We start from the raw sequence: 15,768 nt of genomic DNA on the forward strand, positions 1-15,768 counted from the left end.
GATCAAACTCTCCGATAAATGGATCACAGGTTAAGTCCACCGCATCCTGCGGCGACACCTGTGTGACCTGCATCGTGCAGGCCCTAGTTTGACTGACTACGCACATCGCTGTGCGATTTTATAAAAAATGAATTAACAGATACGTTTTGTCTTGTTTAGTTTTCAAAGATCATTTTGTCCACTTCGTTCAAGCGACTTTATTATTATAACTCGTTGACTCAGTGAAGTCAATAACTTTTTTTGAAGTTCTTTTTTCGTTATCGCCTTGTTTAGCGGCAACGAATAATAATATACCACCTTGTAAATAATAGTGCAATAGTTTTTTTAAAGAAATACTTAGGAATTTAAAAAGAGCGGCATCCCTTCATATAGAAAGGATGCCGCTCTTCTTTATTAGCGTTGTCTCATCTGCGGGAATAACAGTACATCGCGAATAGAAGGAGCATTCGTCAGCAGCATAACCAGACGGTCGATGCCGATGCCTAAACCTCCTGTTGGCGGCATACCGTATTCCAGAGCTTCAACAAAGTCTTCATCCATTAGATGAGCTTCATCATTACCGGCTTCACGCTCTTTTAATTGCGCTTCAAAGCGTTCTCTTTGATCAATAGGATCATTAAGCTCTGTAAACGCGTTTGCATGCTCACGGCCAACGATAAACAGTTCAAAACGGTCTGTAAAGCGTGGGTCCTCTGGGTTTTTCTTAGCTAGAGGAGAGATTTCTACAGGATGTCCGTAAATAAACGTTGGCTGAATAAGCGTTTCTTCAATTTTTTGTTCGAAGAATTCGTTGATGATATGGCCTACCGTCATAGAATCTTTAATCTCTACGCCATGTTCTTTTGCATATTCACGCGCCTGCTCAACAGTAACCTCTTCCCAGAAATCAACGCCAGTCGCTTCTTTGACCGCGTCAACCATATGGATTCTTTTCCACTCAGGTTTAAGGTCGATTTGTTCTTCGCCGTATTGGATCGTAGTTGTCCCAAGAACTTCTTGGGCGATATGAGCGACAAGGTTTTCAGTTAAGCCCATGATATCTTTATAGTCCGCATATGCTTCATATAACTCAATCATCGTGAATTCAGGGTTATGGCGTGTAGAGACACCTTCATTACGGAAAACACGGCCGATTTCATATACTTTTTCTAAACCGCCGACAATTAGGCGTTTTAGATGCAATTCGATTGCAATACGCATGTAGAGCGGAATATCTAACGCATTGTGGTGAGTGATAAATGGACGTGCAGAAGCTCCCCCAGGAATGCTGTGCATTGTTGGTGTTTCTACTTCTAAGTATCCGTGATCATCAAGGTATCTTCTCATAGCTTGAATGATCTTGCTTCGTGCGATGAACGTATGTTTGCTGTCTGGATTTACGATAAGATCCAAGTAGCGCTGGCGGTAGCGCTGCTCAACATCTTTCAAACCATGGTATTTGTCAGGAAGCGGACGAAGCGCTTTTGTCAGCAATTCAAAAGAAGTTGCTTTAACAGACAATTCGCCTACATTTGTTTTAAAGACTTTTCCGGTTACACCGATAAGATCACCGAGGTCAGAAGACTTGAAGATTTCATATTGGTCGTCACCGACACTGTCTTTTCTTACGTAGATTTGAATTTGGCCTTCTAAGTCCTGAAGATGCGCAAAACCGGCTTTTCCTTTACCGCGTTTTGTCATCATGCGGCCTGCGATTGTGACTTCAATCGCTTTTTCTTCTAACTCTTCTTTGGTTAGATCTTGATATGCTGAAATAACTTCCTGAGACTGATGAGTTCTTTCAAAACGTGCGCCGAATGGATCGATGCCGTTATCTCTCAGCTGATTCATTTTATCGCGTCTGACTTGCAGCTGGTCGTTCAATTCTTCATGGTTATGCTCTTCTTGACTCATTGTTATCACTCCATTACAGATATTGTTTCATGAAAAAAGCAGAAAAACTGCCAGCGCAAAACTGGCAGTGAGCAGCAAATAGAGGTGAGCATTATCCTACTTTTGCGTTTTGAAGCTCTTTTGCCTCAACTTCAACAGTAAATGCATCTAAAAGCTGCACAAACTCTTCTCTTGTCTCGCAATGATTGATTTCATTACGAACATTCGCATTGCCTCTTACACCTTTCAGATACCATGCAGCATGCTTTCTCATTTCTCTTACCGCTACGTTTTCACCTTTTAAGTCAACCAGGCGGTCAAGATGCAGTTTGCATACCGCCATTTTTTCGCGTACTTGCGGCTCTTCTTTTAATTCACCTGTTTCAAGGTACTGAACCGTACGGTAAATCATCCACGGATTGCCCAATGCAGCGCGTCCGATCATGACACCGTCTACTCCTGTTTCATCGAGCATACGCTTAGCATCCTGCGGCGTCTTAACATCGCCGTTTCCGATAACCGGAATCGATACTGATTGTTTTACTTCTTTGATGATGTCCCAGTTTGCCGTTCCTTCGTACATCTGCACTCTCGTACGGCCGTGAAGCGCAACTGCTTTTCCGCCCGCACGTTCTACAGCCTGTGCATTTTTCACTGCGAAAATATGGTCTTCATCCCAGCCCATTCTCATTTTCACTGTAACTGGTTTATCAACGGCATCCACTACTGCAGAAACCATTTCGTAAATCTTATCAGGATCGAGAAGCCATTTGGCTCCTGCATCGCATTTTGTAATCTTTGGCACAGGACACCCCATGTTAATATCAATAATATCAGCAGTTGTGTTTTGGTCTACAAACTTCGCCGCTTCCACAAGGGTTTCCTTTTTTCCTCCGAAAATTTGAAGGCTGAGCGGTTTTTCACGTTCATCAATGTAAAGCATACCCATGGTTTTCGCATTGTTGTAAAGGATCGCTTTGTCACTGACCATTTCAGCACATACCAATCCAGCTCCGAATTCCTTTACAGTCAATCTGAAGGCTGAGTTGCAGACACCAGCCATAGGGGCAAGCACAACCCTGTTTTTCAATTGAATATCACCGATTTTAAACATTTTTGACCTCCCTTCATTTGTTATCTTTTTCTGGCGGCGCTAATTCGTCCGCGCTTATATTTAAAACATCTGCTGCGCCTTGAATGATGGCAGCCGACGGCAATCGGTTTCCGCGTTCAATTTCGCCGAGAATAGAAACTGATATACCTAACGCTTTTGCAAATCCTTCTTGAGTATAACCTTTCAGCTTTCTGAATGCACGAATTCGTCTACCCCAGATTTCTGCTTCCATACTCTTACACCTTCTTGGTCTGTTTCCGCACTTGTTGCCTCTTTTTCAACCTGCGGGCAAATCTCCGCAAGCGGCGCAAGGACAAACAAACGCTCATACATTCTCGGATGCGGAACAATTAGTTGCTCTGTTTCAATATTTTCACGATTAAACAGCAAAATGTCAAGGTCTGCCGTCCGCGGTCCCCATCTTACTTCCCTTGTTCTTCCTAATTCATTTTCTATATGCTGCGTCAGCTCAAGGAGTTCAAAAGGGTTCAGCGACGTCTTGATTTCAACAGCCATATTCAAAAATTCATCTTGGTCTTCGTATCCGACCGGGTCAGTTTCGTAAATGGACGACACTTTAGTGACTGTCACCGCATCATGCTGGTGCAGCAATGCCACTGCTTGCCTTAAATATGTTTCTCTATCTCCAATGTTTGATCCAAGTGCGATATAAGCTATGTTGTTCATGACTTTTTTCTCGTGATTTCAATTGCTACTGATTTATAGTGTCCGGGAATTGGCGGATCTGGCTTAATCACTTTCACAGTACATTGCTGCACCGGCTGAAATTTCTTGAGCACATTGTCGGCAATACGTTCCGCCAGCGTTTCCACCAATTTCACAGGCTCCCCTTCTACGATATCTTTACATACGTGATAGAGCTCAGCATAGTTAATCGTTTGCTCAAGGTCGTCTGTTTGTCCGGCTTTGCTTAAATCCAGCTCAGCGGTTAAATCAACTTTAAATCGCTGTCCAAGCTTGTTTTCTTCTTTGAACACACCGTGGTATCCGTAAAACTCCATTCCTTCTACAAAGACTTTATCCATGGTGCACCCCTCCCTTATTCAGCATCGCGTCCATCATTTTCGCCATTCTGGCAATTTGTTTCACGTCATGGACCCTGACAATGTCACAGCCTTTTTGAATGCCGAGACACACGGTCGCACCTGTGCCCTCAGCCCGCTCCTCAGGCGGAAGATCCAGAACACGTCCGATGAATCTTTTTCGGGAGGTTGCCAGAAGAACCGGATACCCCAGTCCGCTCAAAATCTCGAGTTTGTTCATCACTGCCAAGTTATCATGATAGGTTTTCGCGAAACCGATACCTGGATCAAGGATAATGTTCCTTTCCTCTACTCCGGCCTCAACAGCGATTTTTACACTCTCCATTAAGTCCGACAGCATATCCGGTAATAAGTCATTGTAATTTCTCTCAGGGCGGTTATGCATGAGAACAATCGGAACATTGTGTTCTGCTGCAACGGAAGCCATCTTCGGATCATGTTTCGCTCCCCAAATATCATTGATGATGGATGCGCCTGCTTTAACAGCTTCATCTGCGACAGAAGCCTTGTACGTATCTACAGAAATCGGCACGCCCAGTTCTTTTGTGATCCGCTCAATTACCGGAATCACTCTGGACATCTCCTCATCCTCTGAGACATATTCAGCGCCAGGCCTTGTCGATTCTCCTCCGATGTCAATGATATGGGCACCGTCATCGATCATCTCTTTCGCGTGCAGGAGCGCCTTGTCCAAGCTGTCATATTTTCCGCCGTCCGAGAAAGAGTCAGGCGTTACGTTTAAAATCCCCATCACCAGTGTCTTCTCTTTATATGATAAAGCGCTGGGCTTGGTGTGGATTACTTGTGTTTGGTCTATCGTTTGCTGCGCCATTCTCTTCCTCCCTTTTCATGAATCATGTTCTTTATTTCTTTTTTGTATAGCGCTTGAAGAGCAGAGGCTGCTTCTCCGCTTTGGCCCGCGTAGTTTACTTCTTCTATTTTAGTAAAAGGGATGATCTCAAGAACCGAGTTCGTCATCCACGCTTCGTCAGCTGTCAAAAGAGCTTCCAGCTCATATCGGCCAGTTTTGAGTGCCAGTCCTATTTTGTTCGCATTTTCCATGACAAAACGTCTTGTGACACCGTCCAGAATACCGGTATCAAGAGATGGGGTATAGATGCAGCTGTCTTTTCTCCAGAAAACATTTGATATGATGCCCTCCGCAACAGCTCCATCCTCCGTTAGGAAAATCCCTTCGACACGCGGATCATTTCCGATTTCCCGCTTCGCATACATATTATTTAAATAATGATGAGATTTTAACCGGAACGGCCCCTCTGGTGTGTTTCTCCGTATCGATAAAACCTTTCCTTCTTTTTGCAAAGGAAGACTTTCTGGTTTCAGTTGGTTCACATAGCATAAAACAGTTGGCTTATCGTAAGTCTGGGCAACAAAGCCTTTATCGCTGATGCCGGCTGATATGTCTAGCCTGACACGGGCATTGCCATCCTTGATCTTATTCAGCCGAAGCAGCTTGTCCAGCATCTCAAGGATCTCATGTTTTGAAACAGTATATTCGATTTGCAGATCCTTAAGTGCGCGTTTAAGCCTTTCTATATGCCAATCAAGCAAAAATGGGCAGCCTTCGTAGAGCCTGAAGGTTTCGAAAACACCGATCCCATATAAAAATCCATGGTCAAAAGGAGAAAGAACTGCATCTTTCTCCTCTATATACCGGCCGTTAACATATATCATCACGCAATAACTTCCTTGCGGTATGTCTCAATGAAATTTCTGAGCATTTCTTTCCCAAAGGAAGTCATAATAGACTCTGGGTGAAATTGCACGCCCTCTATCGGGAGGTCATTGTGGCGAATGGCCATGATTTCTCCTTCTTTCGTTTGTGCTGTTACTGTAAAACAGCTTGGCAGCGTCTCAGATTTTACGATCAGCGAGTGATAACGAGTCGCGACAAGGGGATTTTTCAAGCCTTCGAAGATTGTCTTGCCGTCATGCTCAATATCCGAGGTTTTCCCGTGCATAAGCCGTTCAGCCCTAATTACGTCACCGCCAAATACTTGTGCGATGGACTGATGACCGAGGCATACACCAAAAACGGGAATTTTCCCTGCAAAATGTTTAATTGCTTCAAGGCTAATCCCTGCCTCATCAGGACTGCACGGTCCTGGTGAAATCATCAGAAAATCAGGAGACAGCTCTTCGATTTCTTCGATCGTGATGTCGTCATTGCGTTTCACAATCAGTTCTTCCCCAAGCTCGCCCAAATACTGCACCAAGTTGTACGTGAATGAATCGTAGTTATCAATCATTAAAATCATTTCTCCGCTCACCTCATCTAATTTTTGTCTCTTCTTTGCTCAGCTCTAACGCCTTTTGCATTGCAAAAGCTTTTTTGAATGATTCCCTGTACTCGTGCTTTGGAACGGAATCAATCACAACTCCTGCGCCGGACTGCATAAATGCCTGCCCTCCGGTTGCATAAATGGTTCGAATGACGATATTAAACTGCAGATCGTGATTATATCCAAACCATCCTATAGATCCAGTATAAAGCCCGCGGCGTGTCGGCTCAAGTTCTTCTATAATTTCCATCGTTCTTACTTTGGGAGCACCTGTAATGGTTCCTCCGGGAAACACAGCATGAATAATATCTACGGCATCATACCCATCCTGCAGTTCACCTTGGACGTTAGACACAATATGCATCACATGCGAGTATTTTTCAATCGCCATGAATTCGTTCACGCGCACAGATCCGTACCGTGATACTCTTCCCAGATCATTTCGCTCAAGATCAACCAGCATGACATGTTCAGCGCGTTCTTTTTCATTGTCGATCAATTCGTTTGCGAGCGCTTCGTCTTCTTCATCCGTTTTTCCCCTGGAACGGGTGCCCGCAATCGGTCTCGTCTCTAACAGCTTGCCCTTTTTACTGACAAGCAGTTCAGGCGATCCGCAAATGATTTGGAAATCAGGTGTTTCTAAATAAGCCATATACGGCGAAGGATTTACTTCTCTCAGGGTCTTGTAAATTTGATATGGGTGGACAGACAGCGACTGTGACTGCCTTATTGATAGATTGACTTGAAATACATCTCCGCTGGCAATGTATTGTTTGATTTTCTCTACAGCTTGTGAGAATCCATCCTCGGTAAATGGTGCCGCGAAGGAACCGTCTGATTCATGCTTCATCTCTCGCGAAGGGACAGCAGGAAGCTCAGTCAGCCACATCCGCTCCAACTCAGATAGCTTCACGTCAGCAGAATCATCAGTGCCATTAACATGAGTAATCAGCCACAGAGACTCATCTTGATGGTCATAAACTGCTATATCATCAAAAACAAGAAAATAAATATCCGGTGTTTCCAGATCATCTAATGAGAGCATTTTAAAATTTTCAATGTAACGTGCGTAATCATAGCTGAGAAACCCGATTGCCCCGCCTTGAAAATCCGGGAGCTCGTGATCTGTTTCTGTTTCCAGCGTTTTAAACCAGCTGTGGAAGGCACGTAATGGATCACCTTCTTTAAACAGCATCTCATCCCCATGCTTAATGGTTGTAATTCCGTCTTTTCCTTTTACAGTCGCAATCGGATCAAGACCGGCTATACTGTATCTGCCGCCTCTTGCACTTTCAAGAAGTACATGCTGTTTTCTGGATTGCGCAAGTTTCTCAAATTGTTGTAAGAATGAGTCTTTTTGAAAAGGTACTTTTTTGCCTGCCGGTCTGCGTTGTGCCATTTATATCATTCCTCTATTTTCTTTTTTGCTTGTTTTTTATTGTAAAGCAATCTTGTTAGTGAAAAAAGTGAATTTCTCTTCCAAGAATAACATTCGTCGCAGACATGGCATATTTGATGCACAAATATAAAAAAACTCCCGGCGGACCGGGAGTTTGGCTTTTTTAATCGAATTGATACAGCGGCGTGCTCAGATAACGTTCGCCATTACTTGGAATGATGGCCAATACTTTTTTGCCTTTTCCGAGTTTTTTCGCTACTTGAAGAGCAGCATAAATTGCCGCGCCTGATGAGATGCCTCCGAGAATTCCTTCTTCACGTGCAGCTCTGCGTGCATATTCGAATGCTTCTTCATTCTTCACGGGGAAGATTTCATCATATACTTCAGTATTTAAGATGTCCGGTACAAATCCAGCTCCGATTCCCTGAATTTTATGGGGGCCTGGTTTTCCTCCTGATAGCACTGGGGAATCTGACGGTTCAACAGCGTAAATTTTGATGGAAGGGTATGCTTCCTTCAGAACTTCACCCGCTCCTGTAATCGTTCCGCCTGTACCGATTCCGGCTACAAATGCATCAAGCTGATCATCACCGAATTGCTCAACGATTTCTTTACCCGTTGTTTGGCGGTGAATTTCTGGGTTAGAGGGGTTATTAAACTGCTGCGGCACAAAGTATCCGTGCTGCTCAGCAAGCTCTTCAGCCTTCTTAATGGCGCCTTTCATGCCTTCTGCACCAGGAGTCAGCACAAGCTCAGCACCGTATGCGCGAAGAAGGTTGCGACGCTCCATGCTCATTGTATCAGGCATAACCAAAATAGCTTTTAACCCTTTAGCAGCAGCAACCATCGCAAGCCCGATTCCAGTATTTCCGCTTGTCGGTTCAATGATTGTATCACCGGCTTTTAATTTCCCTTCTTTTTCAGCGGCTTCAATCATAGCTAAACCGATACGGTCTTTTACACTGCTTCCAGGGTTCATGTATTCAAGCTTTAGATATACATCCGCACTGTTTTCATCTGCAAGGCGATTTAATTTCACGATTGGCGTATTCCCAATTAATTCAGTAATGGAGTTTGCTACACGTACCATTCTCGACACCTCAATTTCCGACTATTTGTATTGGTATTATGTATATAATCTATCAATTTCAAAATTTTTTGTCAATCACTTAGTACTTTTTTCCCCATAAAACCACGATACATCGGCTTCTTTCCAAAGTGTTTTGACTGTCGCTTTATCGCCTAGCTGATCCATTGCGATTTGCCGTCTGATCTGATCCTTTACTTCATCATACGAGAATGTTCTTGCCTTTAGTTTTTCTTTCAGCTGAATAACGGCATATCCGTTACTGACCTTTATCGGTTCGTCAGACCATTCATCCTCTTTGAGTGTTTTTGCTTCTTCAATGTATGCTGACGGAATGTTGTCTGATGCTTCTGTGACAAAACCTAAATCTCCGCCGTATGGTGATGTATATCTGTCTGTAGACCTTTCCGCCGCGACAGCTTCAAAGCTTGAGCCGCCTTTCAGTTCTTTAAGGACTTCTCTCGCTTCTTCTTCATCTTTTACAACAATGTGCCGAATTCGATACGAATCATCAAACTGATACAGTTCTTTATTTTTATTATAGAATGATTTCAGTTCTTTGTTTGAAATATCAATATCCCTTGTTAACAATTCTTCAAGAAGGATATTATAACGAATTTGATCTTTCCACTCTTTCTCAGTTGTATGTTCGTCTTCGTAAAAGGAATTGTTGACCGCTTTAATCAGCAAAAACTCACGATCAATTTCATTTTTAGACACTTTGAGGTTGTTCTTTTTGGCTAGCTGCTCAACGACTCGGACATTGATCATATCTTCAAGTGTCGACTTTCCATATCGGTCTTCCATTTCTTTCAGCCATTCTTCTCTTGTCACACTTTTGCCTCCGATCGTCGCAATAGACTCATCGGACGACGATGCGCCTGCCTGGGATTTCGTCAGCGTATATGCAACAGCAATACAGCAAACCAACAGCGCCCCTAAAATAATGGTCCAGATTGTTCTTGATTTCAAACCTGTTTTCAGCCCCTTTTCTCAAATTAAAAAACCCGCTAAAGAGCTTAGCGGGTGGTTTGGTCACGAAGCCCTTCCAGCTCTTCTTTTGTAAATAAGTACTTTTCATTACAAAAATGGCATACTGCTTCGGCTTGTCCATCTTCTTCTATCATATCTTGAATTTCTTTTTTGCCTAGTCCTAAAATGGCTGTTTCGAACCGTTCTTTTGAACAAGGGCAATGGAATCTGACAGGCATCGTTTCCAAAATCTCAGGTTTCTCGCCTAGGACTTCTTCTAAAATTTCTTCTGGTGTCAGCCCTTTTTGGATGAGCTTAGAAATCGGCTCTACTTGAGATAGACGCTGTTCAATTTTTGCGATGGTTTCATCATCAGTTCCCGGCATCAGCTGAATAATAAAGCCTCCTGCCGCAAGAATGGTATTGTCAGGATTCACGAGCACACCTACGCCCACTGATGAAGGAACCTGCTCAGATGACACAAGATAGTAAGTGAAATCATCACCCAATTCTCCTGAAACAATTTCTACTTGTCCTGTGAAGAACTCGCGTAAACCTAAATCTTTTACGACACTTAACGTTCCGCTAGTTCCAACTGCACGTCTGACATCAAGCTTGCCTTGTTCATTTAAATCAAAATGAACTTGCGGGTTAGAGACGTATGCTCTGACTTCCCCTTTTGCATTGGCATCAGCTACAATTGCTCCGATTGGACCTCCGCCCTCGATTTTCACCGTCAGCTTATCATCGCCCTTCAGCATAGCGCCGAGCATAAGTGAGGCTGTCATTGTACGGCCCAGTGCAGCGGATGCTGTCGGCCACGTACCATGGCGTCTTTGCCCTTCATTTACCATATCAGTTGTTCTCGCTGCATAAGCGCGAACTTTTCCATCATACGCAAGTGCTTTTACTAAATAATCCATTACAAAACCTCCTATACACTTCCTACGCGGTTTCGTTCATAAATCAATTCCAGCCCTTTTAGGGTTAAGAATGGATCAACGATATCTATACAATCTGATTCGTTTGCAATGAGCGGCGCAAGGCCTCCTGTCGCAATGACCTTTGGTTCCTGTTTTGCCTGCCATTTCATTCGCTTGACGATTCCTTCCACTTGACCGACATAGCCAAATAAAATTCCAGATTGCATCGCGCTTACAGTGTTTTTTCCGATAATATTGTCAGGCCGGGTGATTTCGATACGCGGAAGCTTTGCCGCACGCGAATAAAGCGCCTCTGTCGAAATCGTAATCCCAGGAGCAATCGCCCCGCCCATGTATTGTTTGTTTTCATCAATATAGCAGTACGTTGTGGCAGTTCCGAAATCAACAACAATTAACGGATTGCCGTATAAGTGTATCGCTGCAACAGCATTTACGATTCTGTCTGCTCCCACTTCTTTCGGATTGTCATATTTTATATTTAAACCCGTTTTCATACCCGGACCGACAATTTGCGGTTCGATATGAAAGTATTTTGTGCACATTCTTTCTAACGCAAACATGATTGGCGGCACTACCGATGAAATAATAATGCCATCTATCTGTTCAAACATAAGCCCGGAATGCTCAAATAAGGAGCGTAAAATCATCCCAAACTCATCTTCTGTTTTATGCCTGCTTGTTTCTATACGCCAGTGATATTCTAATTTTCCATCATGATATACACCAAGTACAGTATTGGTGTTCCCCACATCGATAACCAGTAACAACCTCTATCACCACTTTTGAATAGTTTCTCTACTTTACTTTTTACAAACATTCTACAATAACATACACGATCAGCGGCTCATTTGTAAACAAATCGATACCAGAATTGGATGATTGTAAAAGCCGCAGCCGAGCCCCTGATTTACATAAAAAAACTGCCAGCGTCAGCCGGCAGTTTTTTAGAGAGAAAGCGAATTACTCTTTTGTATCGTCTTTCTTTTCTTCTGTTTTTGTCAGAATGTTTACTTTCACATCATCGTTCTTTTCATCATCAGAGAAATTGCGCTCTGGCAATGTTCCATGATCGACGAGATGTTTGATTTGTTCAGCGTCAAGCGTTTCAACTTTCAGAAGCGTTTGAGCAATCAATTCAAGCTTGTCACGATTTTCAGTCAGAATTTGTTTCGCGCGCTCATAACATTCTTTGATGATGCGCTGAATTTCCTGATCAATTTCGTAAGCGATTTGATCACTGTAGTTCTGTTCGTTGTTGAAATCACGGCCTAAGAATACCTGACCGCCCTGAGACTGTCCAAATTGCAACGGTCCCAGTTTTTCTGACATACCGAATTCTGTAACCATTCGTCTTGCAATATTCGTCGCACGCTGGAAGTCATTGTGTGCTCCTGTGCTGACCTCACCGAAGATAATTTCTTCAGCTACACGTCCGCCCAAGAGGCCGACAATTTTATCAAGCAGCTCCGGCTTTGTCTGGAAGTAACGGTCTTCTCTTGGAAGCATAACTGCATAACCGCCAGCCTGACCTCGAGGAACAATCGTTACTTTATGGACCATATCAGCCTCATCTAAAACGAGTCCGATAACAGTGTGTCCGCCTTCGTGATAAGCCACGATATTGCGTTCTTTCTTGGAGATGACGCGGCTCTTCTTAGCAGGTCCGGCAATTACACGGTCCGTCGCTTCGTCAATATCACGCGCATCGATTTTTTTCTTGTTTTGACGAGCCGCCACAAGTGCAGCTTCATTCAATAGATTTTCTAAGTCCGCGCCTGAGAAACCTGGTGTTCTCATAGCAATTGATTTCAGGTTAACCGTTTCATCCAGCGGTTTGTTTCTCGCATGGACTTTCAATACAGCTTCACGGCCAATGACATCTGGGCGGTCCACTGTGATTTGACGGTCAAAACGTCCCGGACGAAGTAAGGCTGGGTCCAAGATGTCCGCACGGTTCGTCGCAGCAATGATGATGATTCCTTCATTGGCGCTGAATCCGTCCATTTCAACAAGCAATTGGTTAAGCGTCTGTTCACGTTCATCGTGTCCTCCGCCGAGACCTGCTCCACGCTGACGTCCGACTGCGTCAATTTCATCGATGAAGATCAAACAAGGCGCATTCTTTTTCGCATTTTCAAACAAGTCACGCACACGGGAAGCACCGACACCTACAAACATTTCAACGAAATCAGATCCGCTGATGCTGAAGAAAGGTACGCCGGCTTCACCTGCACAAGCTTTTGCCAGCAATGTTTTACCGGTTCCCGGAGGTCCGACTAAAAGCACGCCTTTTGGTATTCTCGCACCAAGCTCGGCAAACTTGCGGGGATCTTTCAGAAACTCAACAACTTCAACGAGTTCTTGCTTTTCTTCGTCAGCCCCTGCAACGTCTTTAAATTTGACGCGTTTCTTTTCCTCTGTATACAACTTCGCCTTGCTCTTACCAAAGTTCATGACACGGCTGCCGCCGCCTTGAGCCTGATTGAGCAGGAAGAAAAACAGAATAAAGATAATGACAAACGGGATGATGGTCGTCAGGAATGTCACCCATCCGCTTGTTTCTTGAGCGGGCTCAACCTTTACGTCTGTCTTTTTCAAAGCATTAAATATCTGGTCTGCTCCCTTTCCTTCAGGAACATGAGACAAAAAGTATTGATCTTTGTCGTAGTTTTTCAGCTGCCCTTTTACCTCATAAACTCCTCTGACAGGCTGAACCGATACGCTATCAACTTTCCCGTCATCCAGGTTTTTGATGAACGTACTGTACGACATATTTTCTGTTTTCGGATTTGAGGTCTGGAAGTAGCTCACAACCCCGATTACTACTAATAAAATAAGTAAATAAAAAATGGTATTACGGAAGACCCGATTCATTCCTTACCTCCTCCCACAGTAAGCACAACTATGTTCAATAGTACCATAGAAAATCATTCCAATACAAACAATAACCATCTCGGAAGCAGGCTGCCGATCAGCTTTCATAAACTGCCGGTTTTAACACTCCGATATAAGGCAGATTGCGATAGCGCTCAGCATAATCAAGTCCGTAACCCACTACAAACGCGTCAGGAACTTCAAAGCCTACAAAGTCTGCTTTAATGTCCGCTTTTCTTCCGCTCGGTTTATCCAAAAGGGTAACAATCTTAATTGATTTTGCTTTACGGTATCGGAAGAGCTCTACTAGATAACTTAAGGTTAACCCACTGTCGATGATATCTTCAATAATTAAGATGTCCCGGCCCTCTACAGATGTATCCAAATCTTTAATGATTTTTACTTCTCCAGAAGAAACCGTAGAATTTCCGTAGCTTGATACATCCATGAAATCCATTTCCAAATATGTATCAATATGCTTGATAAGATCCGCCATAAAAGGAAGTGCTCCTTTTAACACACCGATTGCCAACGGAAACGTATCTTGATACTCGCTCGTTAATTCTGCGCCTAACTCTTTTACTTTCTCTTGTATCTCTTCCTCTGAGATCAGTACTTTCTCGATATCATGTTTCATCATGATTTTGCTTGCCCCCTACACTTTTCATGCTGTCTATATTGTAATACAATGCGGTCGCTGTTTGGAATCACAAGATCTTCAAAAATTGATTTTTTCAAGCCCGGTATCCAGATAATTTCACCGCTTGCGTCCGTTACAATCGGCCAGTTGTCTCTTTCTCGGAGAGGCAATTTCTTATCAATAAATATATCCTTTACCTTTTTCGAGCCGTTCATCCCTTTTAGTTTGATCCGGTCTCCAGCTTTTCTCGTCCGGATCGTTAAGGGAAATCGCACCTTTTTTTCACTTGTAATAAAAACAGCATTCCCATGTTCTTCAGGCGAATCCGCATAATGCTTTGCCTCTATCAGAAATCCATTGGGGAGCACTGCCGTTTCATCAGCAGCTCCGCTTATTTGGTATTCATAGGGAACATTTTTGCACTGCCATTGTTCAAATGTAAACAAACATGTCTGATATGATTTGACCACCTTCAGCCCTTTCGGAAAGTCCAATACTCCTGAAGGACCGCCCTTTTCCGCCCAATCGAGAAACTGCTGAATGTGATGAGCTGAAAAGGATGATGGAACGTATTCATAAAGATAGTTTAATATTAGTTGAACTCCTCTTCTTTGTAAAGGCATCGGGAGGGCAAGCAATTGAGAGGAATTGATTTCAACTGATGTATTAGACTGGCTTGTGATTACTTTATTCATTTCATCTTTCGTTAATGACTGTAAGAATTGCTCATCTTCCGTCAGTGCCTCACTCACTTTCTGAAACCTTTTATGCACATCCGGCGACTCCTGTTTCAAAAACGGGAGCACTGTTTTTCTGAATCTGTTTCTTGTGTAGTCATCTTTGGCGTTGCTTTCATCCGTCCGGTAGCTCAAGCCGTTTTCACGGCAATAGTGAAGGATCTCTTCCTTTGTAATGGTTAAGAACGGCCTGATGATCCGCCCCGTCCCAAAACGTCTGACCGGCTGCATTCCCGCAAGTCCCGCTCCAAGCGTACCCTTGGCCAGTCTCATAAGCATCGTTTCAACCTGGTCATCACCATGATGCGCAAGCGCCAGATAGTCCGCTTGATGCTTCAACATGATGTCCTCAAAAAACTGATAGCGGCAATCACGTGCCGCAGCCTGCTTATTGAGACCTTTTTCCTGCGAATATGCTGTTACGTTGATTTGAGCCGTTTCGCACGCGAGCTGTTCAGCTTTACAATAAGCTTGGACAAAACGCATGTCTTCCTCAGATTCCGCGCCCCTGAACCGATGGTCGACATGAGCTGCAATAATATTTGCTGAACGTCCGCATAACGTATGCAGTGCGTGAAGAAGAGCCATTGAGTCCGGACCGCCGGAAACGCCTACAATGATTGTCGCCCCTTTTAACGTAAGATTGTGTTTGTTTAAAAAATCTTTGACACTTTTCACAATGTCCTCCTCACAATGAGCAGGTTTTTTAAAGATATTCATATCCTATCACTTTCAATCCTTCCAAGCAAAGAAGAAGCATAG

Annotated in this window: 16 protein-coding genes; all 16 read right to left on the reverse strand. The window is 43.6% G+C overall.

The window, feature by feature from the left end; translation table 11 throughout:
• Positions 1–393: 393 nt before the first annotated feature.
• The gene (gene lysS / locus AC0C66_RS21025) at positions 394–1,893 is read right to left on the reverse strand and encodes a lysine--tRNA ligase (protein ID WP_072181785.1); all 1,500 of its coding nucleotides are present in this window, start codon (positions 1,891–1,893) and stop codon (positions 394–396) included.
• Positions 1,894–1,984: 91 nt separating this feature from the next.
• A complete protein-coding gene (gene dusB / locus AC0C66_RS21030) occupies positions 1,985–2,986 on the reverse strand; it encodes a tRNA dihydrouridine synthase DusB (protein ID WP_014112325.1) in 1,002 nt (333 codons plus the stop codon).
• A 13-nt stretch (positions 2,987–2,999) separates the two neighbouring features.
• The gene (locus AC0C66_RS21035) at positions 3,000–3,218 is read right to left on the reverse strand and encodes a helix-turn-helix domain-containing protein (protein WP_014112324.1); all 219 of its coding nucleotides are present in this window, start codon (positions 3,216–3,218) and stop codon (positions 3,000–3,002) included.
• Positions 3,170–3,673: a 2-amino-4-hydroxy-6-hydroxymethyldihydropteridine diphosphokinase gene (folK, locus tag AC0C66_RS21040; protein ID WP_014112323.1), complete on the reverse strand. Its 504-nt coding sequence runs from the start codon at positions 3,671–3,673 to the stop codon at positions 3,170–3,172. Before folK ends, AC0C66_RS21035 begins: the two co-directional genes overlap by 49 nt.
• Positions 3,670–4,032, reverse strand: a complete 363-nt coding sequence (folB, locus tag AC0C66_RS21045) for a dihydroneopterin aldolase (protein ID WP_014112322.1) — start codon at positions 4,030–4,032, stop codon at positions 3,670–3,672. Before folB ends, folK begins: the two co-directional genes overlap by 4 nt.
• Positions 4,025–4,882, reverse strand: coding sequence for a dihydropteroate synthase (folP, locus tag AC0C66_RS21050; RefSeq protein ID WP_003218403.1), 858 nt, complete (start codon positions 4,880–4,882; stop codon positions 4,025–4,027). Before folP ends, folB begins: the two co-directional genes overlap by 8 nt.
• Positions 4,864–5,745 carry an aminodeoxychorismate lyase gene (pabC, locus tag AC0C66_RS21055; RefSeq protein WP_072181786.1) on the reverse strand — a complete coding sequence of 294 codons (882 nt, stop codon included), beginning with the start codon at positions 5,743–5,745 and terminating at the stop codon, positions 4,864–4,866. The genes folP and pabC overlap by 19 nt, the downstream gene beginning before the upstream one ends.
• Positions 5,745–6,329: an aminodeoxychorismate/anthranilate synthase component II gene (pabA, locus tag AC0C66_RS21060; RefSeq protein WP_014112319.1), complete on the reverse strand. Its 585-nt coding sequence runs from the start codon at positions 6,327–6,329 to the stop codon at positions 5,745–5,747. Before pabA ends, pabC begins: the two co-directional genes overlap by 1 nt.
• Before the next feature lie 13 nt (positions 6,330–6,342).
• Positions 6,343–7,752 carry an anthranilate synthase component I family protein gene (locus AC0C66_RS21065; RefSeq protein WP_072181787.1) on the reverse strand — a complete coding sequence of 470 codons (1,410 nt, stop codon included), beginning with the start codon at positions 7,750–7,752 and terminating at the stop codon, positions 6,343–6,345.
• A gap of 163 nt (positions 7,753–7,915) precedes the next feature.
• Positions 7,916–8,842 carry a cysteine synthase A gene (cysK, locus tag AC0C66_RS21070; RefSeq protein WP_014112318.1) on the reverse strand — a complete coding sequence of 309 codons (927 nt, stop codon included), beginning with the start codon at positions 8,840–8,842 and terminating at the stop codon, positions 7,916–7,918.
• Positions 8,843–8,917: 75 nt separating this feature from the next.
• Positions 8,918–9,811 (reverse strand): peptidyl-prolyl cis-trans isomerase, encoded by an 894-nt coding sequence (locus AC0C66_RS21075; RefSeq protein ID WP_072181788.1) that lies wholly within the window; start codon positions 9,809–9,811, stop codon positions 8,918–8,920.
• 47 nt (positions 9,812–9,858) lie between these two features.
• Positions 9,859–10,734, reverse strand: coding sequence for a redox-regulated molecular chaperone HslO (gene hslO / locus AC0C66_RS21080; protein WP_041520828.1), 876 nt, complete (start codon positions 10,732–10,734; stop codon positions 9,859–9,861).
• 11 nt (positions 10,735–10,745) lie between these two features.
• Complete coding sequence (locus tag AC0C66_RS21085; RefSeq protein WP_003218395.1) at positions 10,746–11,522, reverse strand: type III pantothenate kinase; 777 nt, start codon at positions 11,520–11,522, stop codon at positions 10,746–10,748.
• 193 nt (positions 11,523–11,715) lie between these two features.
• Positions 11,716–13,629: an ATP-dependent zinc metalloprotease FtsH gene (ftsH, locus tag AC0C66_RS21090; protein WP_003218392.1), complete on the reverse strand. Its 1,914-nt coding sequence runs from the start codon at positions 13,627–13,629 to the stop codon at positions 11,716–11,718.
• 97 nt (positions 13,630–13,726) lie between these two features.
• Positions 13,727–14,269, reverse strand: coding sequence for a hypoxanthine phosphoribosyltransferase (hpt, locus tag AC0C66_RS21095; RefSeq protein WP_019713025.1), 543 nt, complete (start codon positions 14,267–14,269; stop codon positions 13,727–13,729).
• Positions 14,266–15,684 (reverse strand): tRNA lysidine(34) synthetase TilS, encoded by a 1,419-nt coding sequence (gene tilS / locus AC0C66_RS21100; RefSeq protein WP_472973703.1) that lies wholly within the window; start codon positions 15,682–15,684, stop codon positions 14,266–14,268. The genes hpt and tilS overlap by 4 nt, the downstream gene beginning before the upstream one ends.
• Positions 15,685–15,768 lie beyond the last annotated feature (84 nt).

Source organism: Bacillus sp. VA13 (genome assembly GCF_055710085.1).

Coding starts and splice junctions, on each gene's coding strand:
- lysS (WP_072181785.1), bottom strand. CDS start 1,893: ATGAGTCAAGAAGAGCATAACCATGAAGAATTGAACGACCAGCTGCAA.
- dusB (WP_014112325.1), bottom strand. CDS start 2,986: ATGTTTAAAATCGGTGATATTCAATTGAAAAACAGGGTTGTGCTTGCC.
- AC0C66_RS21035 (WP_014112324.1), bottom strand. CDS start 3,218: ATGGAAGCAGAAATCTGGGGTAGACGAATTCGTGCATTCAGAAAGCTG.
- folK (WP_014112323.1), bottom strand. CDS start 3,673: ATGAACAACATAGCTTATATCGCACTTGGATCAAACATTGGAGATAGA.
- folB (WP_014112322.1), bottom strand. CDS start 4,032: ATGGATAAAGTCTTTGTAGAAGGAATGGAGTTTTACGGATACCACGGT.
- folP (WP_003218403.1), bottom strand. CDS start 4,882: ATGGCGCAGCAAACGATAGACCAAACACAAGTAATCCACACCAAGCCC.
- pabC (WP_072181786.1), bottom strand. CDS start 5,745: ATGATATATGTTAACGGCCGGTATATAGAGGAGAAAGATGCAGTTCTT.
- pabA (WP_014112319.1), bottom strand. CDS start 6,329: ATGATTTTAATGATTGATAACTACGATTCATTCACGTACAACTTGGTG.
- AC0C66_RS21065 (WP_072181787.1), bottom strand. CDS start 7,752: ATGGCACAACGCAGACCGGCAGGCAAAAAAGTACCTTTTCAAAAAGAC.
- cysK (WP_014112318.1), bottom strand. CDS start 8,842: ATGGTACGTGTAGCAAACTCCATTACTGAATTAATTGGGAATACGCCA.
- hslO (WP_041520828.1), bottom strand. CDS start 10,734: ATGGATTATTTAGTAAAAGCACTTGCGTATGATGGAAAAGTTCGCGCT.
- ftsH (WP_003218392.1), bottom strand. CDS start 13,629: ATGAATCGGGTCTTCCGTAATACCATTTTTTATTTACTTATTTTATTA.
- hpt (WP_019713025.1), bottom strand. CDS start 14,269: ATGATGAAACATGATATCGAGAAAGTACTGATCTCAGAGGAAGAGATA.